Here is a 25,252-nt window from a genome sequence, read left to right on the forward strand (position 1 = left end):
TTCAGTCGGAATATCAGGCGCCCGCAAGCAAGGCTATCTGCTCGTTCTATTTTTGTTCCGACACATTGCCTTGCAAAACTGCTACGTTCAACTCTCAATTTTTCTAAAAGACAATTTTACGCGAGCAAACTCAAAAAGGCTTGCTCCTTAAAATTGTTCCGTTTATGTTCCACCTGATTTCCAGCGCTCATTCTCCTGCATTTTGAGGATCGCGCCCAGACCTGTTTTGCTTTTTATATGCGAACTCGGTATCCGTGATAAAGGACAGTTCCATGGCGAAGTCGCCAACACATGACACACAAAATACTCCCGCGCGCGCAGACCTTATGAAGCAGATCACTGTACGTGGCGCTCGCGAACATAACTTGAAGAATGTGGACCTGGATCTTCCACGAGACAGCCTGATCGTCATGACAGGCCTGTCCGGCTCAGGCAAATCCTCTCTTGCCTTCGATACGATTTACGCTGAAGGGCAGCGCCGCTACGTTGAAAGCCTGAGCGCTTACGCCCGCCAGTTCCTTGAAATGATGCAGAAACCGGACGTAGATCAGATCGACGGCTTGTCACCTGCAATCTCCATTGAACAGAAAACAACCTCCAAAAACCCACGTTCCACAGTCGGCACAGTCACAGAAATCTATGACTACATGCGCCTTCTGTTCGCGCGCGTAGGCATTCCATACTCACCGGCAACGGGCCTTCCAATTGAAAGTCAGACCGTCTCCCAAATGGTAGACCGCATTCTGACATTAGAAGAAGGAACCCGCCTTTACCTGCTGGCCCCAATCGTGCGTGGCCGCAAAGGCGAGTATAGAAAAGAACTTGCTGAGCTCATGAAAAAGGGCTTCCAGCGCGTAAAAGTTGATGGCGAGTATTATGAAATCGCCGATGCACCCACTCTGGATAAGAAGTTCAAACACGATATTGACGTCGTTGTTGACCGTATCGTTGTGCGCGAAGACATGGCTGGCCGCCTGGCAGATTCTCTGGAAACGGCACTGGAGCTGGCTGAAGGCCTCGCTACCGTTGAGTTTGCAGATCAGCAGGATGAGAAAGGCAAAGCAAAGCAACTCATTTTCTCTGAAAAGTTCGCTTGCCCGGTCTCCGGCTTCACGATCCCAGAGATTGAACCGCGTCTGTTCTCGTTCAACAACCCGTTTGGCGCATGCCCGACCTGCGACGGTCTCGGCACAAAGCTGGCGTTTGAAGCCGAACTCGTTGTACCGGACCAAACCCTGTCCCTTCGGGGTGGCGCGATCCTGCCGTGGTCAAAAACAGGCTCAACCTCTCCCTATTACACCCAAACACTGGAAGCCTTGGCCAAGCATCATAAACAGCCGATGACCAAGGCCTGGAAAGACCTTCCTGAAGACTTTCGCAATGCAGTGCTGTTTGGAACCGGCAACACAAAAGTGCAGTTTGTTTATGACGACGGCACCCGCTCTTACAAAACCGAAAAGCCATTCGAAGGCGTTGTTGGCAACATCGAGCGGCGCTGGCGTGAAACAGATTCTCAGATGGTGCGCGATGAACTTTCACGCTACCAATCCGACCATGCTTGCGACGCTTGTAAAGGCTACCGCCTCAAGCCTGAAGCCCTTTGCGTCAAAATAGCAGATCGCCATATAGGCGAGATCACAGCCCTTTCCATCAAAACCGCACATGACTGGTTCTCCAGCATTGATGAAAAGCTCTCTGATAAACAGAACGAAATCGCATATCGCATCCTCAAGGAAATCCGTGAGCGCCTGAAGTTCCTCAACGATGTTGGCTTGGAATACCTTTCCATGGACCGCTCTTCCGGAACCCTGTCTGGTGGTGAGAGCCAACGTATTCGCTTGGCCTCCCAGATCGGTTCCGGCCTGACTGGTGTGCTTTATGTTCTGGATGAACCATCCATCGGCCTGCACCAACGTGACAATGCCCGCCTTCTGGAAACCCTGAAACACCTGCGCAATCTCGGCAACACTGTTATCGTGGTAGAACACGACGAAGACGCCGTCCTCACCGCGGATTACGTGGTGGATGTGGGTCCGGGCGCAGGTATCCATGGTGGACAAGTAGTTGCCAAAGGCACGCCGGATGAAGTGATGGCCAATCCGGCCTCCCTCACTGGCAAGTACCTTTCCGGCAAAATGAGCATCCCGCAACCAGATGAGCCGCGCAAGATTGACAAGAACCGTCAGATCAAAGTGTTCGGCGCGCGCGGCAACAACCTCAAAGATGTGAATGCTACCATCCCGCTTGGCACATTCACTTGTGTAACCGGTGTATCTGGTGGCGGTAAATCCACATTCCTGATCGATACCGTCTACAAGGCAACCGCTCGTCGCCTCAATGGCGCACGCGACAACCCTGCCCCGCATGACCGGATTGAAGGTCTGGAGCGCCTGGACAAAGTCATCGACATTGATCAGTCCCCAATTGGCAGAACGCCGCGCTCCAACCCGGCAACCTATACAGGCGCCTTCACTCCAATCCGGGAGTGGTTTGCAGGCATGCCGGAAGCGAAAACGCGCGGCTACGCGCCGGGCCGCTTCTCCTTCAACGTAAAAGGCGGACGCTGCGAAGCCTGTCAGGGTGACGGTGTTATCAAGATCGAGATGCACTTCCTACCTGATGTATATGTCACCTGTGATGTTTGTAAGGGCAAGCGCTACAATCGCGAGACACTGGAAGTTCAGTTCAAAGGCAAATCCATTGCAGATGTATTGGACATGACCGTTGAAGAAGCAGCAAGTTTCTTCTCTGCCGTGCCATCTATCCGCGACAAAATGGAAACCCTCGCCCGCGTGGGCCTCGGCTACATCAAGGTCGGCCAACAAGCCACCACCTTGTCCGGCGGTGAAGCACAACGTGTGAAACTGGCAAAAGAGCTTTCCAAACGCTCAACTGGCCGTACGCTCTATATTCTGGACGAACCAACAACCGGTCTCCATTTCCACGATGTCGCCAAGCTGCTCGATGTCCTTCATGAGCTGGTCGATCAAGGCAACACAGTTCTCGTGATCGAACACAATCTGGAAGTGATCAGAACCGCAGATTGGATCCTTGACCTTGGCCCTGAAGGGGGTGACGGCGGCGGAACCATCGTTGCAACAGGCCGTCCACAAGATGTGGCAGAGGTACCAGAGAGCTATACGGGACACTTCCTCAAGGAATTGTTTGAAAGGCGAAGCGCCAGCAAGCTGGACGCAGCAGAATAAAAACCAAATGGCCGGGCACTGTCCCGGTCTTTTTTTTTGCAAAAATCACCGCCCCCAACAGTCTCTTTCCGCGAAAACAACACAAAATACCAACTGGCGCCGATCCACTGCAAACCCCACCCAAAGCCGGCGACACATTGACATATGATTAAGTTTTCAGCACCAACTGCCTAAAAACAGCACTCCCAGCCCCTCAGGTATGCAGATTTGTGCCGCAAATCACAAAATTACCGCACTGCACAATCGTTAATTTTAGCATTTATGTCGTTTTGAAGAATGGTAGCGCCATCATTTACCATAATGCCATGCATTTTTTGCATATCGGACATGCGAAATGATGTGATGCACAATTGGAAAGTCTTTTGTATAAACCAACTCAAGGCCGCTGAGGAACTCCTCCCAATTAAACCTCGGCAGCCTAACATACAATCCTCAGGCAGCACCTCCTCCCAAGCTGCTTGATGGTTCTAAACAGAGATTTCCTCCCAGTTCTCTGTTTACTAGCTTCGCCCGTCGTTCCTCCCATCGACGGGCGTTAGCTGTTTTAAGGGCCTATTTTCCTCAAAACTGTCCGCCTTCCTCAGCAAAGCAATCACGCAAAAGAAAAGCGCACCAGCCTCGCTGATACGCTCTCCAAATCATCACTGCGTAACTCTTATTACCAGCTCACCCGCCTGATGGGTTTTCCAAATCAGCGCTGGTCATAGTCAGCCACTTAGTCATGTGCAGAATATCCGGTGGTTTGCCATTACTCAGGCGCCAGCTGTCTACCACCCATGGAATCTCTGTGGTCGTATCCACCACAACAGCTGAAGCATGCGGATATTTGCCATCAAGGAAAAAACCGCGAGAGGCAGGCCGCGCCGCACGGTGGTATTTAAGCCACCCTTGAGAACCCGCATAAACCAGTAGGCTTGTCGTATTGGTCGCCTCGTCAATGCAGTCCATCTGCCCTTTAACATTGCCATTACCCATATCCAGCCCACCAATATCATTGGATGACCCAACCACAGGTCCAACACGCTTTTCTTGCCACTGCACCGCTTTGGAAATTGCGGCACGCTCAGCTTCAGGGCTTCGATGCCCCCGCTTCAAAATCGTGCGTAATCGTTGTTTGTCTTTCTGGCTAAACGTCACAGCCGTGCGATATTCGCAGCCGAAACCATGGCAGATGTAAAGCGTATCACCTTTGTTTTCGATGCCACCCATCTGAGTATACCAGGTGCTTGGCTTTCTATTAATTTGGCTCATGCACGCAGTTAGCCCAATTGCGCCAACCACAATCACGAAGGCCTGAGAAATTTTCTTCAGTTTCTTATTTGAAAAATACATGTGTTTTTGTGAATCACTTTGCACAACCATGGAAGATTGATGGCCTAAATGATTGAACTGAGCAAGTTCAGAGGCTAAGCAATTCGCAAGCGATAAACACTTAGGCTTCATCAGACGCTTTGGCGCAACAGAAGCCCAGTCGATTGGATAGGAAATGACGAAGCAGACCATACACGTGGTTGGCGGCGGCCTGGCAGGCTCCGAAGCAGCATGGCAGATCGCAGAAAAAGGCCTGAAGGCCGTTCTGCACGAAATGCGCCCAACACGTGAGACCGATGCACACAAAACAGATGGCCTTGCAGAACTGGTGTGCTCCAACTCATTCCGTTCTGACGACGCTGAAAACAACGCTGTTGGCCTGCTTCATGCTGAGCTGCGTGCCGCTGGCTCCCTGATCATGAGATGCGCAGATGCCAACAAAGTGCCTGCTGGCGGCGCACTGGCCGTGGATCGCGATGGGTTTTCCCAAGCTGTGCAGGCTGCGCTGGAAGGCCACAAGAACGTAGAGATCCTCCGCGAAGAAGTGACTGAGATCCCATCCGCAGAAAGCGGTCAGGTCATTCTTGCAACCGGCCCGCTCACATCTCCAGCTCTTTCTGAGCAGATCCTGCAAGCAACCGGCGAAGACTCCCTCGCCTTTTTTGATGCGATTGCACCGATCATTCACACTGAATCCATCAATATGAACAAGGCATGGTTTCAGTCTCGCTACGACAAAGTCGGCCCGGGCGGTACAGGTAAAGATTACATCAACTGCCCAATGGATAAAGAGCAATACGAAGCCTTTATCGATGCACTGATTGGCGGCGAAAAGACCTCTTTTAAGGAATGGGAAGAAAATACGCCTTACTTTGATGGCTGCCTGCCAATTGAAGTGATGGCAGAACGTGGCCGCGAAACTCTGCGCCACGGCCCGATGAAACCAATGGGCCTGACCAATGCCCATCAGCCAGACATCAAGGCCTACGCTGTGGTGCAGCTGCGTCAGGACAATGCCCTTGGCACGCTTTACAACATGGTTGGTTTTCAGACCAAACTGAAGTACGGCGCGCAGGCAGAAATTCTCCGTATGATCCCAGGCCTGGAAGAAGCGCAGTTTGCCCGCCTCGGCGGCCTGCACCGCAACACCTTCCTCAACTCGCCGCGTCTTCTGGATGATCAGATGCGCCTCAAAGCTCTGCCTCACGTGCGCTTTGCAGGTCAGATCACCGGCTGTGAAGGGTATGTGGAATCCACCGCCGTTGGGTGTTTGACTGGTCTGTTCGCGGCTCACCAGGCGCTCGGAACAGACATAGCACCTCCACCAGTAACAACCGCGTGCGGCGCTATCGTCAACCACATCACAGGTGGTCACATTGATCGTGAAGATGGCTCTGGCCCGCGTTCATTCCAGCCAATGAACATCAACTTCGGCCTGCTGCCACCTCTGGAGGAAATGCCAAAGCATCCGGAAGGCAAGCGCCTGCGCGGTAAAGAAAAAACCCGCCTTAAAAAGCAGGTTATGGCCAAGCGCGGTCTGGACGATTTCACGGCATGGGTAGCAAACGTTTAACTCGCTCTCACCCTGCCATCAGATACAGGAAAGGCCGGATTTTCCGGCCTTTTTCTATTTCCGCGAGAGTTTGGTAAGGCGGCGAGATGTCCGCCACATATGCCAGACACGGCGCATATGCGGCGCCCCACCGCAAACCTGCAGCGGCTCAAAACTATCTTTGTCCGCCTCATTGAAGAACAGCTCCACCTGAAACACAGGCAAAAACGCAGGCAGCACAGACGGGTCAATTCCTTCCAGTGCACTCTCACAATCATCGAGATGCTTTTTGCTTAGCTCCACCATTTCTTCAAAAGCCGCCCAGACAGCATCATTTGAACGGTTCCCTCGCAAGGCATTGGCATCCACACCGTGTCGTTCCATCACATCTTTGGGAAGGAACTGTTGGTGCCGCGAGGCCTGCCACGCAAGCGTCTGCATCAAGCCAGAGAGCGCATACGCCACACCACCATGCCCGCTGGCATCAGAAAGCTGGCGATCAGCAGGTTTTCCGCTCAATATCATAGAGGCCAGCAAAACCACTGTAGAACTGGTCTCCCCGCAATACCCCTCCAGATCATTGATGGTTGGCATTGGATCGGAATAAAGATCAAACCGGCGCGCAGAAATCAGGTTGAGGAACGGCTCTCTTGGCAGTTTATGATGCTCAATCGTCTCAATGATCGCCTGCGCAACCGGGTTGTGCATCACATCGCCATGGTCAGTTCCACTCAGCGCATCATGCCACCATTGCAGGCGAATTTCTCCGGGCATCGGCTCATTGACCAGCTCCCGGATACGCGCAATCTCACAGGCAAAGGCGTAAAGGGCAATCAAACTCGGACGCGCAATAATCGGAGCATACAATGTGCTCAGGTAACGCTCGTAGGAGAAGCGTTTTACGAAATCATTACAGTGGTCATAGGCCTGGCTCATAGCTGGGTTCCACGCTTCTTTTTAAACGTCTTCAACTGCAATAAACACGGCTGCCACAGCGCGGTCTTCACCAAGAAGCACATTGTATGTGCGCACAGCAGCACCAGTGGACATGCTATCGACCATGATGCCCTTCTCACGAAACGGCCCCTTACGAGACTCCGGAAATGGCTTCAGCTCGTCACCAGCACCAATCAACAGCACTTCAATATCGTCAGACTCTGCAAGGATTTGCGCCAGTGCCTCATCCGTAACTTCATCAAAGCTGGTTGGCGCCCAACCATAAACACCAGATGGCACACACATCAGCGATCCACGATGAGACATATCGGCAAATCGAAAGCCGCCATTTCCGTAGGCGTCGATTTGAACCATACTTGGATAATGCGCATCCCGCACTTCCAAAGGCTCTCCACGTTTTCCCATAGTGTCCTCCAATGGCTATTTTCGCCCAGTATACGCGCAAATTGATAGCCTCTGTTTAATTACACGCGAAAGAATGTCCAATAGAAAATGGGGCTGACCACAACTGTGGTCAGCCCCATCTAAAACATTAGCTGTTTCCGCTGGTTAAGCAGATTTTGCCGGAGATGTTTCATCGTCTTTCTTGTCAAACACGCTGGTACGAAGCTTCATGAGCATCAACAGCGGAGAGGCAAGGAAGATAGAAGAGTAAGTCCCGATCACGATACCGAAGATCATCGCCAGCACGAAGGACTGGATCACTTCACCGCCCAGGAAGTACAATGCAAACAGCGCGAGCAAAGTGGTCACGGATGTCATTGTTGTACGGGACAGGGTCTCGTTGATGGACTTATCAAGCAGCTCTTCCAGAGAAAGACGCTTGTAACGACGCAGGTTCTCACGAATACGGTCATAAACAACCACCGTATCGTTGAGTGAGTAACCGATAATCGTCAGCACCGCCGCAATACTGGACAGCGTAAAGTCCAGCTGCAACACCGCAAACAATCCAACCGTCAGCAGGATATCATTGAAGGTGGTGATGATCGCGCCAACTGCGAACTGCCATTCAAAGCGGAACCAGATGTAAAACATGATCATCAGCAAGGCAGACCCGACCGCCAGCGTTCCTGCATAAGCAAGCTCACCGGAGACACGAGGTCCAACCACCTCAGTTCTGCGGAATTCATATCCATCGGTAAAGGCACCACGGACACTCTCAACCACATCCTGCTGCGCGCTTTCACCTTCGCCCTGAGATTCAATGCGGATCAGAACTTCGGTAGGACTACCGAATTCCTGCACCTGCACATCACCCAGATCAAGACCACCAAGGGTCCGGCGAATTTCAGAAAGGTTCGCAGGACCGCTTGTGGACTGCAGCTCAATCAGCGTCCCGCCCTTAAAATCGATGCCGTAATTCAGGCCGATTGTCAGGAACAGCACAACGGAAAGAACTGCCGTAATTCCAGAAAACGGAAAACTCAACACCCGCCAATGCATAAAGCGGAAGTTGGTCTGCTCCGGAACAAGTCTAAGAAGTTTCATAGGGTCATGCTCCGAGTTAGATTGGCAGTTTGGATGGACGCTTACGCTTCACCCATACAGAGATGAGGAAACGAGAGATAGTAAACGCAGAGAACACTGTGGTGAAGATACCGATCATCAGCGTTACGGCGAACCCTTTAACAGGACCGGAACCGATGAAGAACAGGATCACAGCCACAATCAGCGTTGTGATGTTTGCATCCAAAATGGTGCCAAGCGCACGCTTAAAGCCCGCATCAATCGAACCAATAGCGGAACGACCAGCGCGTGCCTCTTCACGAATGCGCTCATAAATCAGCACGTTGGCATCAACCGCCATACCAATTGTCAAAACGACACCCGCAATACCCGGCAGGGTCAGCGTTGCCTGAAGTGTGGTGAGCACACCAAAGATCAGGAACACGTTGGAAGCGAGCGCAAGGTTCGCAATGATCCCGAACTGGCCATAAGCCAGCAGCATGAAGATCACCACCGCTGCCGCTGCAACGATGGAAGCAACCTTACCGCTATCAATGGAATCCTGACCAAGGCCCGGACCAACTGAACGCTCTTCAACTACATCCAGACGCGCAGGAAGCGCACCAGCACGCAGCAGAACAGCAAGATCATTCGCACCATCAACAGTGAAGCTGCCGGAGATCTGACCGGAACCGCCTGTGATCGGCTGACGGATAACCGGAGCGGTGATCACTTCGTCATCCAGCACAATCGCAAACGGACGACCAACATTTGCGCGGGTCACATCCGCAAAGACGCGGGCACCGGCAGTGTTGAAGCGGAAGTTCACAACAGGCTCGTTTGTCTGCTGGTCAAACGCAACAGAAGCATCCTGCAGCTCTTCACCCGTCAGCAACGGGTTTTCATCCAACAGGTATGGTTGCCCATCAGAACCCTCAACAACCATCGTGCCTGCTGGCGGACGGCCTTGAAGTGCCTGTGACGCGCTCATTTCCTGACTAACAAGATGGAACGTTAGCTGCGCAGTTGCACCAATAATATCCTTCAGGCGCTGAGGGTTGGATTCACCCGGCGCTTCAACAAGGATACGGTCAGTGCCCTGACGCTGAATGGAAGGCTCAGTCGTGCCGAGTTCATCAACACGGCGACGGATAACCTCAATGGACTGCCTCACAACAGAAGCGAGGCGCATGTCCAGACCTTCCTCAGAGAAAGCCATGCGGAACAGGCCGTCACCTTGAGGTTCAAGAACAAATTCGTTAACCGCTGCACCACCGAAAACGCCGGAGTTTAGCGGGTTTACCAGTTCTGCAAGGCGTTGTTCGGCTTCGTCAAAGCGTGCATTATCACGAATGCGAACCTGAACACCGTCTCCCTGAATACCCAGACCGGTGTAGCCGATACGTGGGTTCTCGCGCAGGGCCCGGCGGATATTTCCAACCAGCTGACGGAACTGTTTTTCTTTGTAATCTTCCTTATCAACCTCATAGAGCAGATAAGCACCGCCCTGCAGGTCAAGACCGAGAACAATCTGGCGCTTAGGCATAAAATCCGGCCAGGATTGAACGGTACTTGCCGGGAAGAAGTTCGGCAATGTTGTAAAGATACCGCCCAGCACCACGACGATAATCAGGGCGATTTTCCAACGCGCGAAATGAAGCATGAGTATATGCCCGGTCCTAGAATAGGCAGACCGCTCTCACTGCGGCAATTGCCGAAACAGGAAAGCGGTCTGAAACTACAGGTATCAAGGCGCGATTATTCGCCGTCCTTAACAGGTTCACCTTTGGAGCGAACTTCCTGGATCATGGCACGAGCAATACGCACACGCGTACCTTCAGCAATGTCCACCTGCAGTTCAGCATCATCAACGATCTTAGCAACTTTACCAATCAGACCACCAGAAGTCACAACGGTGTCGCCGCGACGCAGATTGCTCACCATTTCCTGATGAGACTTCATTTTCTGGCGCTGAGGGCGAATGATCAGGAACCACATGATCACAAAGATCAGGACGAACGGCACAATAGACATTACAACGTCTGGCACGCCGCCTGCGGCCTGTGCATAGGCAGGGGTAATAAACATTAGTTTCTCCTTACCACAAATTCCCGAGGAACCTGATGGCGTTCATTAAACAATTGGCGAGGTGAACCCCTCCAAAATTGACCTTGGCCCGAAAGAACAAGGATTTTGCGCTGGACTATACAGTCCACTCCAACCTTTTCAAGGCATTGACATGCTAACTGGGACTTTCCCCAAGAGTATTGGACATGATACAGCTGTAAATAGGGATACTTGGCCGCAGATCAAATAGCAGAACCGCCGCTGAGACAATTTTTCACCTAGTGCATTTTGCGTAAAGCCTATGCCAGCGCACCTGAGTTAATCACGTAGATACACATGACCACTAAAGAAAATACCTCTGAAGTCGCCCTTCTTACATCCAAGCTGGACGAGATTGTCGCCCTGTTGGCCAGCTCCCTTCCCAAGCCTCCGGTTACTGTCAATTTCGACGAAGCCGATGCCTTTGTATTCCACCCTTCCCCGTTTGAGCTTGCACCTGTACCCAAAGTCAATCGGGTTGATATTAACCTGCTCAAAGGCGTCGATCACTCCAAGAAAATGCTGATGGAGAATACAAATAGGTTCGCAGAAGGTTTTCCGGCCAATAACGTGCTGTTGTGGGGTGCCAGAGGCATGGGCAAGTCGTCTTTGGTGAAATCTGCTCATGCTGCGATCAACGCAGCACACGCAAACTCCGAAGGCGTCCGCAAACTTGTTCTCATTGAGATTCACCGCGAGGACATCGAAGCCCTCCCCGCGCTGATGAACGAGCTGCGCGGCAAGCCTTACAACTTCATCATCTTTTGCGACGACCTCTCCTTTGATGGCGACGACACCAGCTACAAGAGCCTGAAAGCAGCTCTGGACGGCGGCATTGAAGGTCGACCAGCAAATGTCCTGTTTTACGCCACATCCAACCGCAGACACCTTCTGCCACGCGATATGATGGAGAACGAGCGGTCAACCGCGATCCATGCAAGCGAAGCGGTGGAAGAGAAGGTTTCACTTTCTGATCGATTCGGCCTTTGGATCGGCTTCCACAAATGCTCTCAGGATGAGTATCTGGATATGATCTACGGCTACACAGAGCATTTTGGCTTAAAGGTCGAGCAGGAGCAGCTCCGCGCGCAGGCTCTGGAATGGTCCACCACACGCGGCGCTCGCTCTGGTCGTGTCGCATGGCAATTTATTCAGGATCTGGCAGGCCGCCTCAGCCAAACGCTGTCCTGACAAGCAAAAGCGCTCATAAAAAAGCACGCCGCGTGAAGGTCACCAACGCGGCGTGCTCTACCTATGAAAAGAGTTCCAAGAAGAACCCTCCCCCTTTTTATTAGGAACGCGGTAGATGGTTCATAGGATCTACCGGCTTGTTATCCTTACGCAGCTCAAAATGCAGCTGAGGCTGTGTCACAGACCCGGTCGCGCCAGCCATGGCAATTGTCTGACCACGGCGTACGGCGTCACCACGGCGCACCTTCAGCTCTTTGTTGTGCGCATAAGCTGAAACCCAGCCATTATCATGGCGGATCAGCACCAGATTTCCAAAGCCTTTCAGCTCGTTACCAGCGTAAACGATGGTTCCGTCTTCTGCAGCTTTAATGTCTGTTCCTGATGGAACTGCCAGATTAATGCCGTCGTTTTTAGACCCACCCGGCTTCACGCCAAAGTCAGAGATAATCCGCCCACGTACCGGCCAGCGGAACGTCGCTTCATCTGCCACAGCAACCTTTGGAGCCTTCGCGGTCGCAACTGGCTGCACAGGCGCTGGCTTGGAAACTTCTGTCGGCTGCAAACGGACAACATCCGTCTCAGCTTCAGAGATAACCGGAACAATCGGTTTTTGCGGCTTCTGAACACTTGCGGTGTGAACTGGGGTCGGCGCAAGAGAATTGGCAAGCGTGCGCTGTGTCGCAACCGGAGCGGTCACGCGTTGCGGGCTCAACCCTGCCAAAGCGATTCTCTTCGGCTTCGGCACAGCTTGTGTCGCTTTAACACTGACAACCGATGCCGGACGCTGTGCAACAGAAGCCCTAGGCTTGCTCTTTGGCACAGCTGAAACGCGCAGAGGAGCAACGCTGCGCGCCGCCTGCCCCGTAACAGGCACACCATAAGATGGCTGAGCAGTCGCAGACTGCGGAGCAACAATCGGTGTCAAAGACTGACTGCGATAGGTCGTTGGCTGTTGCTGCGCACGATAGACCTGAGAAGGTGCAGGCTGCTGAATTGGCTGAAGCGAAGACGCAGGCACAGCTGCTGCTGGTGCTCGCCTTTGCACCGGATAAGCGGCTGGAGGCGCATCACTGTAAACAGGACGCGATCGCTCTCCCACATTACCCGGAGGAAGCAACGCAGCCGCAATCTTGGTGGCAAACACATCACGAGACTGCCTGGAAGCAGAGCCATTGGCATTCAAAGGCGCAACATACTGCGAAGGAATGGAGGCCGTCATCTGAGGCTGCTGATTATTGGACGGCAACACACGAGCGCTGGCTTTCGGCAAACGGTTCGGCTTACGAACCATTTTCACCGGAATAACAACGGAATCACCGGGCTGCAGCGCAGAACTCACAGTCACGCGATTGGCATGAAGAATTTCGTTCGCCGGCACACGGTATTGCCAGGCAAGACTATCAACATTCTCGTTGGCTTTCAGCGTGACAACGCGGCCACCAACAGCTGTCCACCCAAGCGTGCCATCATTCGGCGCTTTGGCAAGTGCTGCAGGAACCCGGGCGCTCGCGCGCGTGCGCTGGCTCACCGGAGCAGGTTGTTTAGAAAATGTCGGCTGCCATGTCTGCTGCGGATACCCGCGCGATTGCGCAGATCCGGTCACAATAGGAGCATTGCTTGCTGTTGGCGCAGGCAACAAGACGCCGCGCTGAACAACAGATTTTGTGCTTGTTGATGGAAGTCCGGGTGTCACCACAACGGCAGTTCGAGCCGGAGACGTTGGTTCATCAACATATTCAGACTTGCCAAACCGGTCCACATTGCCACTACAACCAGCAAGACCTGCTGACAGCAAAAACAAGGCTACACCGCGCCGCAATCTGGCTTTCTCACGGGAATGAAACTGCATATCCGCCCTACCCAATACAAATAAAAGGCTAACTGGCGTAAGTTTACTGACAACAGAGTTGATAAAGACTTAATTAAAGCCTCATTCCCCTACAGTTTCGCAGCTATTCCCGGTGTGAGAGAAAGATAGCGGAAACCACCAAGGTCGGTCTCATCAAGACCGCGGCCACCTTTGTCATACTGAATCAGGCGGCAAATACCGCTTTCATGCTTGATTGGCGCCAACAAACGCCCCCCGGGCGCAAGGCGGTCGAACAAGAAGCCCGGCACACGGTCCAGCGCACCATTTAAAATAATGCGGTCAAACGGGCCGCCATCGTCCTCTTCATCAACAGGCGCTACAAGACCATCTGCATGAATCACATCGACATTGTTGATCTTGCAGGACCGAAGTCGCTCACGCGCCAGATCAGCCAGTGTCCGGTAGCGCTCCAGCGAGACGATGCGATCACAGATTTTAGAAAGAACCGCGCACTGATACCCGGATCCACTGCCAATCTCCAGCAGGGAATGATCCGGCTTCATTTGCAGAAAATCAGCAACCTTCCCAATCAAGGATGGCTGTGTACTCATCTGCCCGCAATCAATTGGAAATGCACGATCTTCGAAGGCCAGAAATTGCTGGCTGGCTGACAAAAATATTTTACGAGGAATAGCTTCAAGTGCGCCCAGAACCACAATATTCCGCACACCCTCAGATCGCAGCTTCATCACCCATGCCGCTTGCCTGGCAAGGTTCTCATCAAAGCGACCATCTTCATCAGCAAACAGACTGCCTTCCATTTTAAACACTCCGTCTATCTGCAATGCAAAGCCTGCTGGCGGACCAGCAAGCTCAAAAGAGCGCGCTTTCAAAGGCCACCTCTGCCCTTTGAAGAATACGCACATATAACCTAAGAACCTGACGTGAACCCGAAGGACCTTATCAGGTTCTCATCATATCAGGACTTTTCAAGCGTCTTTTCCAACTGCCCCATTAACTCATCAGCTGTCAGGTTCAGATGCAAAGGCGTGACTGAAATATAGCCCTCTTTCAAAGCATTGATGTCAGTCCCTTCACGCGCACTTGGTACACGATTTTGGAAAGCAAGCCAGTGATATGGATTACCACGGCCATCCTTGCGGCTTTCAATGTAGAGCGAACCCGCATCGCGCTTGCCCTGACGCACAACCTTAACACCTTTAACCATGTCAGGCGCGTCTTTAGGGAAGTTCACGTTCAGCAGCGTGTCAGATGGCAAATTGAACTCCAGCAAGCTGCGGATCACACCAACAGCATGCGCTTCAGCGGTGTCGTAGCTTGGGCCAAACTCAGAACCAAATGCATAAGCCTGAGAAAGCGCGATGGAACGAACGCCCATCAAAGTGCCTTCCATAGCCGCAGCAATGGTGCCGGAATAAGTCACATCATCTGCAATGTTCGCACCCCGGTTGATACCGGAAAGAACCAGATCAGGCGGTGTATCCATGATGGAACGAACCGCCATGATCACACAATCCGTTGGTGTACCGCGAACAGCGAAGTGACGGCTGTCAATTTCACGAACGCGTAAAGGATCATTCAAAGACAGGGAGTGCGCCACGCCGCTCTGGTCGGTTTCTGGCGCAACAACCCAAACATCATCTGAAATCTGCCGCGCAATGCGCTCCAAAACCTCAAGACCCTCAGCGTGGATCCCGTCATCGTTGGTTAGTAAGATACGCATATCGCAGCAATTCCTCATATAAGTCGCGCAGTGCAGCAGAAGAACGCTACCGCCCTTCTGCTGAAAATACGCTTACATCAATTGTTAAGCGCCAATGACTTCAAGGCCATTCATGTACGGGCGAAGAATCTCAGGAACCGTAATTGTTCCGTCTGCATTCTGATAGTTTTCCATCACCGCAATCAGGCAGCGCCCAACAGCAAGGCCAGAGCCGTTCAAAGTATGAACGAACTTCAGAGCCTTCTCGCCTTCCACGCGGTAGCGTGCATTCATGCGGCGGCCCTGGAAGTCACCACAAACAGAACAGGAAGAGATCTCGCGATAAGCATCCTGACCTGGCAGCCAAACTTCAATATCGTAGGTTTTACGAGCACCAAAGCCCATATCACCAACACACAGTGTGACAACGCGGTAGTGCAAGCCAAGCAGCTTCAGAACCTTTTCAGCAGACTCACGCATCCGCTCCAGCTCTTCCAGAGAGCTGTTCTCATCCGTAATAGAAACAAGCTCACACTTCTGGAACTGATGCTGACGCAGCATACCAGCCGTATCACGACCAGCAGATCCAGCTTCAGAGCGGAAACAATAGGTCAGAGCAGTCATACGCAGTGGCAGGTCTGCCTCAGCAAGCGTCTCGCCAGCAACCACATTCGTCAGCGGAACTTCTGCTGTTGGAATAAGCCAATGATCATTTGTCGTACGGAACAGATCTTCAGCAAACTTTGGCAGCTGCCCCGTGCCGTGCAGCGCGTTATCACGCACCAACAGTGGTGGAGAAACTTCGGTGTAGCCGTTTTCCTGCGTGTGCAGGTCAATCATGAACTGACCGATCGCACGCTCCAGTCGCGCAATCTGACCTTTCAGCAACACAAAACGGGAGCCAGACATTTTAGCAGCGGTTTCAAAGTCCATGCCGCCAAGTTGTTCACCCAGTTCGTAATGTTCTTTCTGCTCAAAGTTGTTACGCGGCTTTTCGCCATGCGTGTGCAGCAAAACGTTGTCAGCCTCATCCGCACCAAGCGGAACATCCTCATGCGGAATATTGGGGATAACAGCCAGAGCATCCTCGAGCGCTGCGTTCAGCTTGCGCTGTTCCTCTTCGCCGTTCTGAATAAAGCTTTTGATTTCGGCAACTTCAGCCTTCAGGGCCTCTGCTTTTTCCTTGTCGCCCTGGCCCATGGCCATGCCGATTTCTTTGGATGCGGAGTTACGGCGCTGCTGCGCCTCCTGAAGCTTGGTGGTGTGGGAACGGCGCGCATCGTCCAGTTCAACGAGCAGCGCAGCGCGTGGCTCTTGGCCGCGTTTAGCGAGAGCTGTATCAAAGCTCTCCTGATTTTCACGAATCCACTTGATATCAAGCATAACTTAGTAACCCCGGCAGGTTTGCCTTCAAATAACCCGCCGGGAAACTCGTAAATCAGGATGGAAGTGAGACTAGGCCTCTTCTTCCGCTTCCTTCTCTTTACGTTTCTTCTCGACGAGCCTTACACAATAGATGGAGACTTCGTAGAGAAGCAGAGTAGGAAGTGCAAGACCGATCTGCGAAATCGGATCAGGAGGTGTTAAAATTGCCGCAGCTGCAAACGCAGCAACAACGGCATATTTTCGCTTACCCTTCAAAGACTCAGAGGTCACAAGACCCGCGCGTCCCATAAGCGTCAAAACAACCGGAAGCTGAAAAACCAGACCGAACGCGAAGATCAGAACCATCACAAAGCTCAGGTACTCACTCACACGCGGAAGCATCTCAATGGACGCTTGCCCGTCCATACCCATCTGCTGCATGGCCAGGAAGAAGCCCATCGCCATTGGCAGCACGAGGTAATACACCAGCGATCCACCAATCACGAACAAAACAGGTGTCGCGATCAGATACGGAATAAACGCACTACGCTCATGCTTATAAAGCCCGGGCGCCATAAACATGTAAATCTGACTGGCAAGAACCGGGAAGGCAATAAACAGCGCTCCAAACAAAGCCAGCTTCATCTGCGTGAAGAACCATTCGTGCGGTGCGGTGTAGATCAGCTTGACTTCAATACTTTCCCCGGCCGCTGCCGAAAACGGTTCGATCAGGAAGTTGAAGATGTCATTTGAAAAGTAAAAGCAAACCGCAAAGGCAATGGCGATCGCAATCACCGACTTCATCAGGCGGGAACGCAATTCGATCAGGTGCTCAATCAGCGGCGCACGCGAATCTTCAATTTCGTTATCACTCATAAAATAGCCGCCCTAGCTTTCGTCTTTGCTGGAAGGAGTGCTTGCGGCACTTTCTTTTGCTTTTTGCGTGGAAGCCAGCTCAGCTGAAGAAACAACTTTCTGCGTCGGAACCTCTGCTTTCACAGGCGCAGCTTCTGGCGCACTGTCCGGCTTGCTCTCCGTAGAGCCCTCACCGTTCAGCGAGCTTTTCACGTCGCTTTCCGCAGTTTTCATGCTGTCCTGAAGCTTCTTCTTCTCGTCCGCCAATGTCTTTTTTAAGTCATCAAGTGGATTGAAGTTCTGTGCTGCATCAGCCTGCTTCCGCATTTCATCAATGCCGGTCTGCTTCTCCGCTTCTTTGACAGCGTCATTCAAACTAGACTGAAACTCGCCAGCCATACGCCGCACGCTGCCGATTGTGCGCCCGATTGTGCGCAACATGCCCGGCAGTTCTTTGGGGCCAACCACCAAAATGGCAACCACAGCAACAAGCAGCAGCTCTGTCCATGCGATATCGAACATAAAGAAGCCGTTTCGTTAGTGTCTCAATGACAGCCCGTTGCCAGGCTCTCATCATAGACATGTCGTGCCGCAAACGGCACATTCACTAGGGAAAGGCGTAGATCACAAACTCTAAGCCAGAAAACGCCGACTTTCCCTAGGTAAATTACACAGACTACCTTAAAGGAGACTTAGTCCTTTTTCGCGGTGTCTTCAGTTTTTTCCTGCGCATTCACGGTGTCACCCGGCGCATGGTCGATCACTTTAGGATCTTCTTCTTTTTCTTTTGCTTCCGCAGCATCATCATTCAGCCCCTTTTTGAAGCTGTTGATGCCCTTTGCAACATCGCCCATCAGCTCGGAAATCTTTCCGCGACCAAACAGCAGAACTACGACAACCGCGATGATGACAATTTGCCAAATACCAATTGAGCCCATCAACCAAACTCCTTAAGAACCCTGAACTGTGTTTTGAGAGACACTACATCCCCCAGATACTAATAGGTAGTATCCAGAAGAATTACCCACTATGATTTACTGACGTCTCTCGCCCAAAAACCAAAACATTCTCTGCATTTATACACAAGTCTATGACATTTTCTGGGTAGAATTGTAATACATCCCTCGTACGAATACGTAGAAGACGCTCAATTCCATCAACTTGTACGTCCAGAAGATCTGTCTCACCTGCCATTGCGCGAGAAATTACTCTGCCTTTGAACTGTCCCTCACCATGGCATACCTTTAAGTGATGTGGTCTTACACATAAGGTCGCATGAGCCCCTTCTTCAAGGCCATTAGAGGAAAAATTCCCGATAGGCGTGACCACACGGCCACCAACAACTTTTCCGGGTATCTCATTGAGATCGGAAAAGAATTTAGCGGCAAACAAACTATTCGGGCGGAAGTAGATATCCTCTGGCGTCGCCAATTGCACCACCTCCCCGTTACGCATCAGCGCAATTCGATCACCCACACGCAAGGCTTCTTCAGGATCATGGGTCACCACAACCGCTGTCGCACCTTGCATTTTAATCATATCCAGCGTCTGCGTGCGCACATCATCACGCAAGCGACTGTCCAGTCCTGAAAATGGCTCATCCATCAAAAGTGTATGAGGCCGCGGCGCCATTGCACGCGCCAGCGCAGCACGTTGCTGCTCACCTCCAGACAGTCCATGCGGATAATCATCCAGATACTGACCGAGACCAACCATGTGCAGCGCATCACGCGCACGGCGCTCGGCCACTTCAGAAGAAAGGTCAGAAAGGCCAAACTTCACGTTCTCAAGAATCGTTAGATGCGGAAACAGCGCATAGTCCTGGAACATAAGCCCCACACCGCGCTTTTCTGGCGGCAGAAAAGTCCGCTCATCAGCAACTACAGAACCATTGATCCGGACGCTTCCCTGCTGTTGACGCACGACACCAGCGGCAATACGCAGCACCGTTGTCTTTCCGCAACCAGAATGCCCTAGCAAACACAGCACTTCTCCGCTTTTCAAAGAAAGCGAAACACCGCGAACCGCAGGTAAGTCCCCATAATGATGGTAGATATTGTCAAACACCAGCCGTTCTGATGCCGCAACCTTCCCTGGCTCCATTCGTCCCTCATAAAACTTGCAAGGCGGCCGAACACAAATTCGCGCCCCTTGCATGTGTTTATTTTTCTCCGGCGTCTTCTTCAAGTGCGCCAGTTGCAAACATTTCACTTTCTTCCAGAGGATCTTCATCTTCTGTCAGATCAATACTGTCATCCGGTGCAGGCACATGGAAGCTGGCGGGTATCGCACTATCAAGCAGCCCTGCCCCTTTCAGCTCTTCCAGTCCCGGCAAATCCTTGATGTTCTCAAGACCAAAGTGATCAAGAAAATCAAAGCTCGTTCCATAAGTTACAGGACGCCCTGGTGTTCTGCGTCGACCACGCATGCGCACCCAGCCCGTTTCCAGCAGCACATCAAGCGTGCCCTTAGATGTAGAAACGCCGCGAATATCTTCAATCTCTGCGCGGGTCACAGGTTGGTGAAAGGCAATAATAGCTAATGTTTCCAGTGCAGCCCGCGACAAGCGCCGCTGCTCAATCGCTTCACGGTGCAAAATGAACGACAGATCTTCCGCAGTCCGAAACGACCATCGATCCTCAGTAGACCGCAGCTGCACACCGCGCTTGCGATAAAACGAGCGCAGGCGGTTAAGAGCGCCGCGAATATCCCGATCACCAGGAATACGCTTTGTCAGCTCGGAAAAGCTGAGAGGCTCCGCACTGGCAAAGATCAAAGCCTCAACCATGCGCTCCGTTTCTAAAAGCTCCCCGGCATCCGCAACTTCAATAGCCTCATTGTCTGAGACTGTGTCGAGCAGGTCTGGCGTTTTACTCATGACAACTCAACCTCTTTTTCCTGAAGCTCTTCAGCTGGTTCACCCGCACCAATCTCTTCCGGCGTCCGTTGTGAGGCACGCACATAGATCGTCTCGAACGGCCCGGATTGCTGAATATCGATCACCCCTTCACGCACCAGCTCCAGACTGGCCGAAAACGCCGAAGCCATAGCCGTCGCCCGCTCCTGCGGGTCTTCCAGGTAAGCCGTCAGAAATCGCTCAATCGGTGTCCATACTGCAACCTGCCCCACAAGACGGGTCAGAATATCGCGCGCGTCCTGAAGCGACCAGACCTGACGCCGCTTCACATGTACGGACGTCACCGAGTGGCGCTGGCGCTGAGACGCATACGCCATCAGCAAATCATAAAGCGTGGCAGTCCAAACACTGCGCCGCTCCACCGACACAGTTTCAGGAGCACCACGCGCAAACAGATCCCGTCCAAGACGTGACCGGTTCATCAGCTTTGCAGAAGCATCCCGCATGGCTTCTAATCGTTGCAGACGAAACGCCAGCGCCGCTGCCAGTTCTTCACCCGTTGGCTCGTCGCTGTCTTTTTGCTGCGGTATGAGCAAACGGGATTTCAGATAAGCCAACCACGCCGCCATCACCAGATAATCTGCAGCCAGCTCCAGCCGCAAACGGCGCGCTTCCTTTACAAACTCAAGATACTGCTCTGTCAGCGCCAGAATGGAGATCTTGGTGATGTCAACCTTCTGGCTGCGGGCCAGTGTGAGCAAAACATCAAGCGGGCCTTCAAACCCGTCCACATCCACAAGCAGGTTCGGGTCGCCAGTCGCGGGCTGCTCCACAGCTGCCGCGCCTGCCAACGCTTCCTCTATCTGCTCTGTGGCCTCAACGTCGCTCAAACATCAATCCCTTTAAAGCGTATCTCCGAAGAGCATGACCTGCACTCCGGTAAAAAGACACCCTCTCAAACTTTCGCACACAGCTCATCAAACTCCGTGCGCAGTGCCGTTTCATCCCCATCAAACACTTGGGTATTTCGCTGCATAGCCGCCTTGATGCGCTCAGCGCGTTTGCCATCAATCTCCGGCACAGCCGAAGCAACCGTCTTCATCTCATCCAGCTCGCCATTGCAATGCAGAACAAGATCACACCCCGCCGCAACAATTTTCTCAACCCGGCTCTTCAGATCACCACCAAGCGCTTTCATGGAGATGTCATCACTGATCAGGACGCCATCAAAACCAATCGCTTCCCGGATAACCTTCTGAATAGCATAGGAAGATTGCGTAACAGGGTGATCTCCATCAATCTCTTTAAACACGATGTGAGCGGTCATCCCCATCGGACAGTCCCGCAAGGATTTGAACGGCAAAAAGTCCCGCTCTTCAAGCTCCTCAAGTGGGCTTGTCACTTCAGGCAAGGAAAGATGACTATCAACCAGCGCCCGGCCATGGCCCGGCATATGCTTCATAACCGGCATCACACCAGCAGCAAGACAGCCATCCATCGCAGCGCGGCCCAAATCACTCACAAGCGCCGCATCAGATCCGTAGGCCCGCAGACCAATAATGTTGCTCGCACCTTCAATGGGCATATCAAGACACGGAATACAGTTGGCATTCAACCCAAGATCACGCAGATCCAGCCCAATCAGCAAGGCATGTAAATAAGCAGCTCGTTTCGCCGCCTCAACGTCCTGCGCATAAAGGCACCCAATCGTCCCTGCCGCTGGATAGACTGGCACATGCGGTGCACCAAAGCGTTGCACCCGCCCGCCTTCCTGATCAATAAAAACAGGCGCATCCGCACGGCCAACAGCCTCACGAAAATCAGCGCAAAGTCGGCGGATCTGCTCCGGCGTTTCCATGTTTCTAGCAAAAAGGATCAGACCAAACGGCTGCTGGTCGCGAAAAAAGGCTTTGCTCTCAGCGCTGAGCTCAGGTCCAAGGCATCCGGAAATGAACGATTTTAAAAACATGAGTAAAGCTGGTAGCTTGACGCCGGTACGGCGTCAAGCTCCAAAGCGTAGTCCCTGAAAAGGGAAAGCGTATTTAGTTGCGGCGAACGTAACAGTCGCCACCTGCAGATTTAAACTCACCGCAGAAGGTGTTTGCACTGGTCGGACCATCAAACGGAACCTGAATGCGGTAGTAAATGCCTTTGTCGCCAAGATCAGCACGCGTAATCACCGGTGTCACCAACGCCATCAGGTTTGGATAGCGGCTGTTGTAACGGCGGATCTGACCACGAGCATCCTCAACAGTGCGCACAGACGCCACCTGCACAATGTAAGTCCCACCTGGAATCTCACCAACAACACCTTCGGTAGGTGTCGGAGTTGGAGCAATCGCCTGCGGGTTTACAGCAGCTGTTTGCGTGTTCTGGTTACCTGTCAGGTTCAGCGGTGCGTTGCTGGCACGAGACGTTGGCTGCGGCTGCAGCGGCGTCAGTGTGTTGGAGCGAACAGTACCGCTGCCTGTATTGGCGGACGCCACAACAAACGGCTTGGACTGAGGCACAACACTCACACCCAGAAGCGTATTGCGCGTCTCGGTCCGCGTTGCCACCGGAGCATTCGCAAACGCATCCTGCAAGCTGGTGGTTGTTGGTACAGCTGTAGTCTGCTGGTTTGCACCCTGGGTTTCACCCGGAAGTGGGTCCCACTGCCCAGACGTTGCCGCCGGTGTGGTGCTACCCGTATTTTGCGGATTACTGTTGCGCACAGTGCTGCTTGTGACAACACGAGGCTGTGCAGACACATTGGCCTCTGCACCAGCCCGCTGTACGATGGTCCCGTCAGGACGAACAATAACGGTCCGCACCTTCTTCGTCGGGTTCACATCAAACACGCTGGACTTTGCAGTATCCGTTTCACTGGATGCTGGCGGCAATGGTGTCACAGCTGCATCTTCACGCTGAATCATCTTCTCGCCAGTGACTGGCTGAGACGCTTCCTCCGGAGAAAAGACTTTTGCCGTGTCGTTTTTAGGCTGCGCTGAAGGAGATGGAACCTCCTTCATTGGAGAGGCATCAGCTCGAATAATTGGTGGTGGAGTTGCATCTCCGCCTGTTCCACCGAAGTCGAACAGGAACAGACCGGCACCGCCAACCACAACAATACCGCCAATGAGCGAAGCAGCCATCAGGCCTTTGCGCATACCGCCACTGCGGTTCTCTTCTGCTTCAATCGGAACATCAACAGAAACGCGTGGCACAGCTTGCGGAAGAACGCCGCCATCAAGGCTCGGGTCTTCTTTGCGCATAGCCTGCGCCACAGCATCAAGATCATATCCACCAGGAGGAGGAGACTGCTCTTCACCAGGCTTTTTCGCTGCATTCATCGCCTCTTGATGAGCAGCTTCTGTCTGCGCCAGCTTTTCAGCAGCAGCAGGCCAGGACATTTCATCCAAAGACGTATCGTTGGCAACGCTTTCGTCCAGCTGCCATGCATCATCACCTTCAACGGCAAATGGATCGATTTCCTGAGCAACCTGTTCAAAACCGGCACTCATGCGCTCAAATTCATTCAGCTCTGCAGCCACTTCAGGGCCGATTTCAACCTCCGGCTCTGGTTCTGGCTGCGGCTCCTGCGCAATTTCATCTGCAAAGATGTCATCAACGCTCGCCTCAATCTCCTGCGCAACATTTCGCACAGGCTGAGGCGCAACAGGTTCAGCAACAACGCTTGGCTGCGCTTCCTCGTCAAGACTGAACTCAGCCAACAAAGCTTCTTCAAGATGCTTGGCAGGAATAACAGTTTCCTGTGCAGACACTTCAGGAGCGCTGATGTGCTCACCCTCAAGCTCAGCACCGGTGTCCATCGCAAACGCTGTCATATCAGGTTCAAATGAAACAGGGTCAGCAGCAGGTGCCACATCATCATGCGTGCCACGCAATTGAGGCGCGGCAGGAGCTTCTTCAATCGCAGGCGTTGGTGCCGGTGCAGGCTGAACAGGCTTGGCAGCTGCTGCCGCAGTTGCACGCTCAGCAGCACGCTCGGCGCGCCAGCTGTCATAATCACTCTGGGAAAGCTCATCCAGAGCTCTCGGCGAAGCAGACGCCACATTTTGTACAGGCGCAGCAGGCTTAGCAACGCGCGGTGTTTCAACCACACGTGGAGCATCCACTGTGCGGCGTTCAAGGCGCTCACGCAAAGTCTGCTCAGGGCGCACATCCCGTGCGCCAACAGCATCCAGCGTCGGTGTCGCACGGCTCACGGACCGTTGAGGACGAGACGTCTGCTCACGCTCCACCTGAGACTGATTGAGAGAGGCAACAAGGCTCTCTTCAAGATCGCGCGAAAGAATATCATCCATTTCCGGCTCTGCAGTCACATCAGCAGCAGTCACAGACTGGCGCACAGGTGCAGGAGCAGGAACTGGCTTTGCTTCAGGCACAGCCGCCGCTTTTGGAACCGGTGGAAGGTCACTGACGTAGTCAACAGCCTCACTCGGCGCACCGGCGGACAACGCAGCAGCGCTCAAATCCGCAAACGGATCAGCATGTGCAGGTGACGCGGAGGTTTTTGGAGATGCAAAAACAGCATCCAGAGCCGCAAATGAATCTTGAGTTGATGCAGGCTCATTCACTTCAGCTGCACCCACTGAATAATCATCGGCCAACGTGGCGTCCTGAGAGCCATGCTGAGGAGCATGATCGGCAGTTACACTGCGCTCATCAGTCTTTGGAAACAGCGGACGGTCAGAGACTTCGCTTTCTACGCGAGAACTAGGACGGTACTGAGCAGCGCTCTCCCCGACAATTCTGGCAAGTTCTACGAGCGGATCTTGATCGCCTGCCCACTGTTGCGGTTCATCGCCTGCCGTTTGCCTAGCAGAAACCTCACCCGGACCCGGATACTTGGAGCGATTGGTCATTG

General features: G+C 52.9%; 21 protein-coding genes. 3 read left to right on the forward strand and 18 right to left on the reverse strand.

Annotation, left to right across the window (positions count from 1 at the left end; all coding sequences use genetic code 11):
- Positions 1 to 272 precede the first annotated feature (272 nt).
- The gene (uvrA, locus tag PsWM33_RS13505) at positions 273 to 3,206 is read left to right on the forward strand and encodes an excinuclease ABC subunit UvrA (protein ID WP_063300593.1); all 2,934 of its coding nucleotides are present in this window, start codon (positions 273 to 275) and stop codon (positions 3,204 to 3,206) included.
- A 666-nt stretch (positions 3,207 to 3,872) separates the two neighbouring features.
- On the opposite strand, the gene PsWM33_RS13515 is transcribed toward uvrA, so the two are convergent.
- Positions 3,873 to 4,457: a hypothetical protein gene (locus tag PsWM33_RS13515; RefSeq protein WP_208981903.1), complete on the reverse strand. Its 585-nt coding sequence runs from the start codon at positions 4,455 to 4,457 to the stop codon at positions 3,873 to 3,875.
- A gap of 235 nt (positions 4,458 to 4,692) precedes the next feature.
- Here PsWM33_RS13515 and trmFO point away from each other — a divergent pair, with 235 nt between their 5' ends.
- Positions 4,693 to 6,090: a methylenetetrahydrofolate--tRNA-(uracil(54)-C(5))-methyltransferase (FADH(2)-oxidizing) TrmFO gene (trmFO, locus tag PsWM33_RS13520; RefSeq protein ID WP_082827002.1), complete on the forward strand. Its 1,398-nt coding sequence runs from the start codon at positions 4,693 to 4,695 to the stop codon at positions 6,088 to 6,090.
- Positions 6,091 to 6,144: 54 nt separating this feature from the next.
- Here the strand turns inward: trmFO and PsWM33_RS13525 are convergent, their stop codons facing one another.
- The 5 genes from PsWM33_RS13525 to yajC form a co-directional block, all read right to left on the reverse strand.
- The gene (locus PsWM33_RS13525; RefSeq protein WP_063290844.1) at positions 6,145 to 7,005 is read right to left on the reverse strand and encodes a phytoene/squalene synthase family protein; all 861 of its coding nucleotides are present in this window, start codon (positions 7,003 to 7,005) and stop codon (positions 6,145 to 6,147) included.
- Positions 7,006 to 7,026: 21 nt separating this feature from the next.
- On the reverse strand, positions 7,027 to 7,431 hold the full coding sequence (locus tag PsWM33_RS13530) for an Mth938-like domain-containing protein (protein ID WP_057466261.1): 405 nt from the start codon (positions 7,429 to 7,431) through the stop codon (positions 7,027 to 7,029).
- Between the two features lie 144 nt (positions 7,432 to 7,575).
- Positions 7,576 to 8,517 carry a protein translocase subunit SecF gene (gene secF / locus PsWM33_RS28450; protein WP_063300595.1) on the reverse strand — a complete coding sequence of 314 codons (942 nt, stop codon included), beginning with the start codon at positions 8,515 to 8,517 and terminating at the stop codon, positions 7,576 to 7,578.
- 16 nt (positions 8,518 to 8,533) lie between these two features.
- Positions 8,534 to 10,138 carry a protein translocase subunit SecD gene (gene secD / locus PsWM33_RS28455; RefSeq protein ID WP_057466259.1) on the reverse strand — a complete coding sequence of 535 codons (1,605 nt, stop codon included), beginning with the start codon at positions 10,136 to 10,138 and terminating at the stop codon, positions 8,534 to 8,536.
- 95 nt (positions 10,139 to 10,233) lie between these two features.
- Complete coding sequence (gene yajC / locus PsWM33_RS13545) at positions 10,234 to 10,563, reverse strand: preprotein translocase subunit YajC (protein ID WP_057466258.1); 330 nt, start codon at positions 10,561 to 10,563, stop codon at positions 10,234 to 10,236.
- 315 nt (positions 10,564 to 10,878) lie between these two features.
- On the opposite strand from yajC, the gene PsWM33_RS13550 reads away from it, so the two are divergent.
- Positions 10,879 to 11,772, forward strand: coding sequence for an ATP-binding protein (locus tag PsWM33_RS13550; protein ID WP_063300596.1), 894 nt, complete (start codon positions 10,879 to 10,881; stop codon positions 11,770 to 11,772).
- Positions 11,773 to 11,872: 100 nt separating this feature from the next.
- Here PsWM33_RS13550 and PsWM33_RS13555 read toward each other — a convergent pair whose 3' ends face one another.
- The 12 genes from PsWM33_RS13555 to PsWM33_RS13610 all read right to left on the reverse strand — a co-directional run bounded on the left by PsWM33_RS13555 (position 11,873) and on the right by PsWM33_RS13610 (position 25,250).
- Complete coding sequence (locus PsWM33_RS13555; protein WP_063300597.1) at positions 11,873 to 13,621, reverse strand: M23 family metallopeptidase; 1,749 nt, start codon at positions 13,619 to 13,621, stop codon at positions 11,873 to 11,875.
- A gap of 89 nt (positions 13,622 to 13,710) precedes the next feature.
- Complete coding sequence (locus PsWM33_RS13560; RefSeq protein ID WP_208994559.1) at positions 13,711 to 14,475, reverse strand: protein-L-isoaspartate O-methyltransferase family protein; 765 nt, start codon at positions 14,473 to 14,475, stop codon at positions 13,711 to 13,713.
- Positions 14,476 to 14,561: 86 nt separating this feature from the next.
- The gene (gene surE, locus PsWM33_RS13565) at positions 14,562 to 15,326 is read right to left on the reverse strand and encodes a 5'/3'-nucleotidase SurE (protein ID WP_057466254.1); all 765 of its coding nucleotides are present in this window, start codon (positions 15,324 to 15,326) and stop codon (positions 14,562 to 14,564) included.
- An 84-nt stretch (positions 15,327 to 15,410) separates the two neighbouring features.
- Positions 15,411 to 16,688 (reverse strand): serine--tRNA ligase, encoded by a 1,278-nt coding sequence (gene serS / locus PsWM33_RS13570; RefSeq protein WP_063300598.1) that lies wholly within the window; start codon positions 16,686 to 16,688, stop codon positions 15,411 to 15,413.
- Positions 16,689 to 16,760: 72 nt separating this feature from the next.
- Positions 16,761 to 17,546 carry a twin-arginine translocase subunit TatC gene (tatC, locus tag PsWM33_RS13575; RefSeq protein WP_063300599.1) on the reverse strand — a complete coding sequence of 262 codons (786 nt, stop codon included), beginning with the start codon at positions 17,544 to 17,546 and terminating at the stop codon, positions 16,761 to 16,763.
- 12 nt (positions 17,547 to 17,558) lie between these two features.
- Complete coding sequence (gene tatB / locus PsWM33_RS13580) at positions 17,559 to 18,047, reverse strand: Sec-independent protein translocase protein TatB (RefSeq protein WP_063300600.1); 489 nt, start codon at positions 18,045 to 18,047, stop codon at positions 17,559 to 17,561.
- A 170-nt stretch (positions 18,048 to 18,217) separates the two neighbouring features.
- Entirely contained in the window at positions 18,218 to 18,463 is a 246-nt protein-coding gene (locus tag PsWM33_RS13585) for a twin-arginine translocase TatA/TatE family subunit (RefSeq protein ID WP_057466250.1), read from the reverse strand.
- Between the two features lie 82 nt (positions 18,464 to 18,545).
- Positions 18,546 to 19,628 (reverse strand): ABC transporter ATP-binding protein, encoded by a 1,083-nt coding sequence (locus PsWM33_RS13590; protein ID WP_057466249.1) that lies wholly within the window; start codon positions 19,626 to 19,628, stop codon positions 18,546 to 18,548.
- Positions 19,629 to 19,686: 58 nt separating this feature from the next.
- The gene (gene scpB, locus PsWM33_RS13595; protein ID WP_063300601.1) at positions 19,687 to 20,403 is read right to left on the reverse strand and encodes an SMC-Scp complex subunit ScpB; all 717 of its coding nucleotides are present in this window, start codon (positions 20,401 to 20,403) and stop codon (positions 19,687 to 19,689) included.
- Entirely contained in the window at positions 20,400 to 21,272 is an 873-nt protein-coding gene (locus PsWM33_RS13600; RefSeq protein WP_063300602.1) for a segregation and condensation protein A, read from the reverse strand. Before PsWM33_RS13600 ends, scpB begins: the two co-directional genes overlap by 4 nt.
- A 65-nt stretch (positions 21,273 to 21,337) precedes the next feature.
- Positions 21,338 to 22,351 (reverse strand): beta-N-acetylhexosaminidase, encoded by a 1,014-nt coding sequence (gene nagZ, locus PsWM33_RS13605; RefSeq protein ID WP_063300603.1) that lies wholly within the window; start codon positions 22,349 to 22,351, stop codon positions 21,338 to 21,340.
- A 73-nt stretch (positions 22,352 to 22,424) separates the two neighbouring features.
- Positions 22,425 to 25,250, reverse strand: coding sequence for an SPOR domain-containing protein (locus PsWM33_RS13610; protein ID WP_063300604.1), 2,826 nt, complete (start codon positions 25,248 to 25,250; stop codon positions 22,425 to 22,427).
- Between the last annotated feature and the right edge of the window lie 2 nt (positions 25,251 to 25,252).

Source organism: Pseudovibrio sp. WM33, from assembly GCF_001623165.1.
In the GTDB taxonomy this organism is placed as follows: domain Bacteria; phylum Pseudomonadota; class Alphaproteobacteria; order Rhizobiales; family Stappiaceae; genus Pseudovibrio.

Bases quoted from the DNA above. Each gene is read 5' to 3' on its own strand.
- trmFO (WP_082827002.1), top strand. From the start codon at position 4,693: ATGACGAAGCAGACCATACACGTGGTTGGCGGCGGCCTGGCAGGCTCC.
- secF (WP_063300595.1), bottom strand. From the start codon at position 8,517: ATGAAACTTCTTAGACTTGTTCCGGAGCAGACCAACTTCCGCTTTATG.
- PsWM33_RS13590 (WP_057466249.1), bottom strand. From the start codon at position 19,628: ATGGAGCCAGGGAAGGTTGCGGCATCAGAACGGCTGGTGTTTGACAAT.
- PsWM33_RS13550 (WP_063300596.1), top strand. From the start codon at position 10,879: ATGACCACTAAAGAAAATACCTCTGAAGTCGCCCTTCTTACATCCAAG.
- PsWM33_RS13530 (WP_057466261.1), bottom strand. From the start codon at position 7,431: ATGGGAAAACGTGGAGAGCCTTTGGAAGTGCGGGATGCGCATTATCCA.
- tatC (WP_063300599.1), bottom strand. From the start codon at position 17,546: ATGAGTGATAACGAAATTGAAGATTCGCGTGCGCCGCTGATTGAGCAC.
- yajC (WP_057466258.1), bottom strand. From the start codon at position 10,563: ATGTTTATTACCCCTGCCTATGCACAGGCCGCAGGCGGCGTGCCAGAC.
- serS (WP_063300598.1), bottom strand. From the start codon at position 16,688: ATGCTTGATATCAAGTGGATTCGTGAAAATCAGGAGAGCTTTGATACA.
- PsWM33_RS13525 (WP_063290844.1), bottom strand. From the start codon at position 7,005: ATGAGCCAGGCCTATGACCACTGTAATGATTTCGTAAAACGCTTCTCC.
- PsWM33_RS13515 (WP_208981903.1), bottom strand. From the start codon at position 4,457: ATGAGCCAAATTAATAGAAAGCCAAGCACCTGGTATACTCAGATGGGT.
- tatB (WP_063300600.1), bottom strand. From the start codon at position 18,047: ATGTTCGATATCGCATGGACAGAGCTGCTGCTTGTTGCTGTGGTTGCC.
- PsWM33_RS13585 (WP_057466250.1), bottom strand. From the start codon at position 18,463: ATGGGCTCAATTGGTATTTGGCAAATTGTCATCATCGCGGTTGTCGTA.
- PsWM33_RS13555 (WP_063300597.1), bottom strand. From the start codon at position 13,621: ATGCAGTTTCATTCCCGTGAGAAAGCCAGATTGCGGCGCGGTGTAGCC.
- surE (WP_057466254.1), bottom strand. From the start codon at position 15,326: ATGCGTATCTTACTAACCAACGATGACGGGATCCACGCTGAGGGTCTT.
- uvrA (WP_063300593.1), top strand. From the start codon at position 273: ATGGCGAAGTCGCCAACACATGACACACAAAATACTCCCGCGCGCGCA.
- PsWM33_RS13610 (WP_063300604.1), bottom strand. From the start codon at position 25,250: ATGACCAATCGCTCCAAGTATCCGGGTCCGGGTGAGGTTTCTGCTAGG.
- secD (WP_057466259.1), bottom strand. From the start codon at position 10,138: ATGCTTCATTTCGCGCGTTGGAAAATCGCCCTGATTATCGTCGTGGTG.
- scpB (WP_063300601.1), bottom strand. From the start codon at position 20,403: ATGAGTAAAACGCCAGACCTGCTCGACACAGTCTCAGACAATGAGGCT.
- nagZ (WP_063300603.1), bottom strand. From the start codon at position 22,351: ATGTTTTTAAAATCGTTCATTTCCGGATGCCTTGGACCTGAGCTCAGC.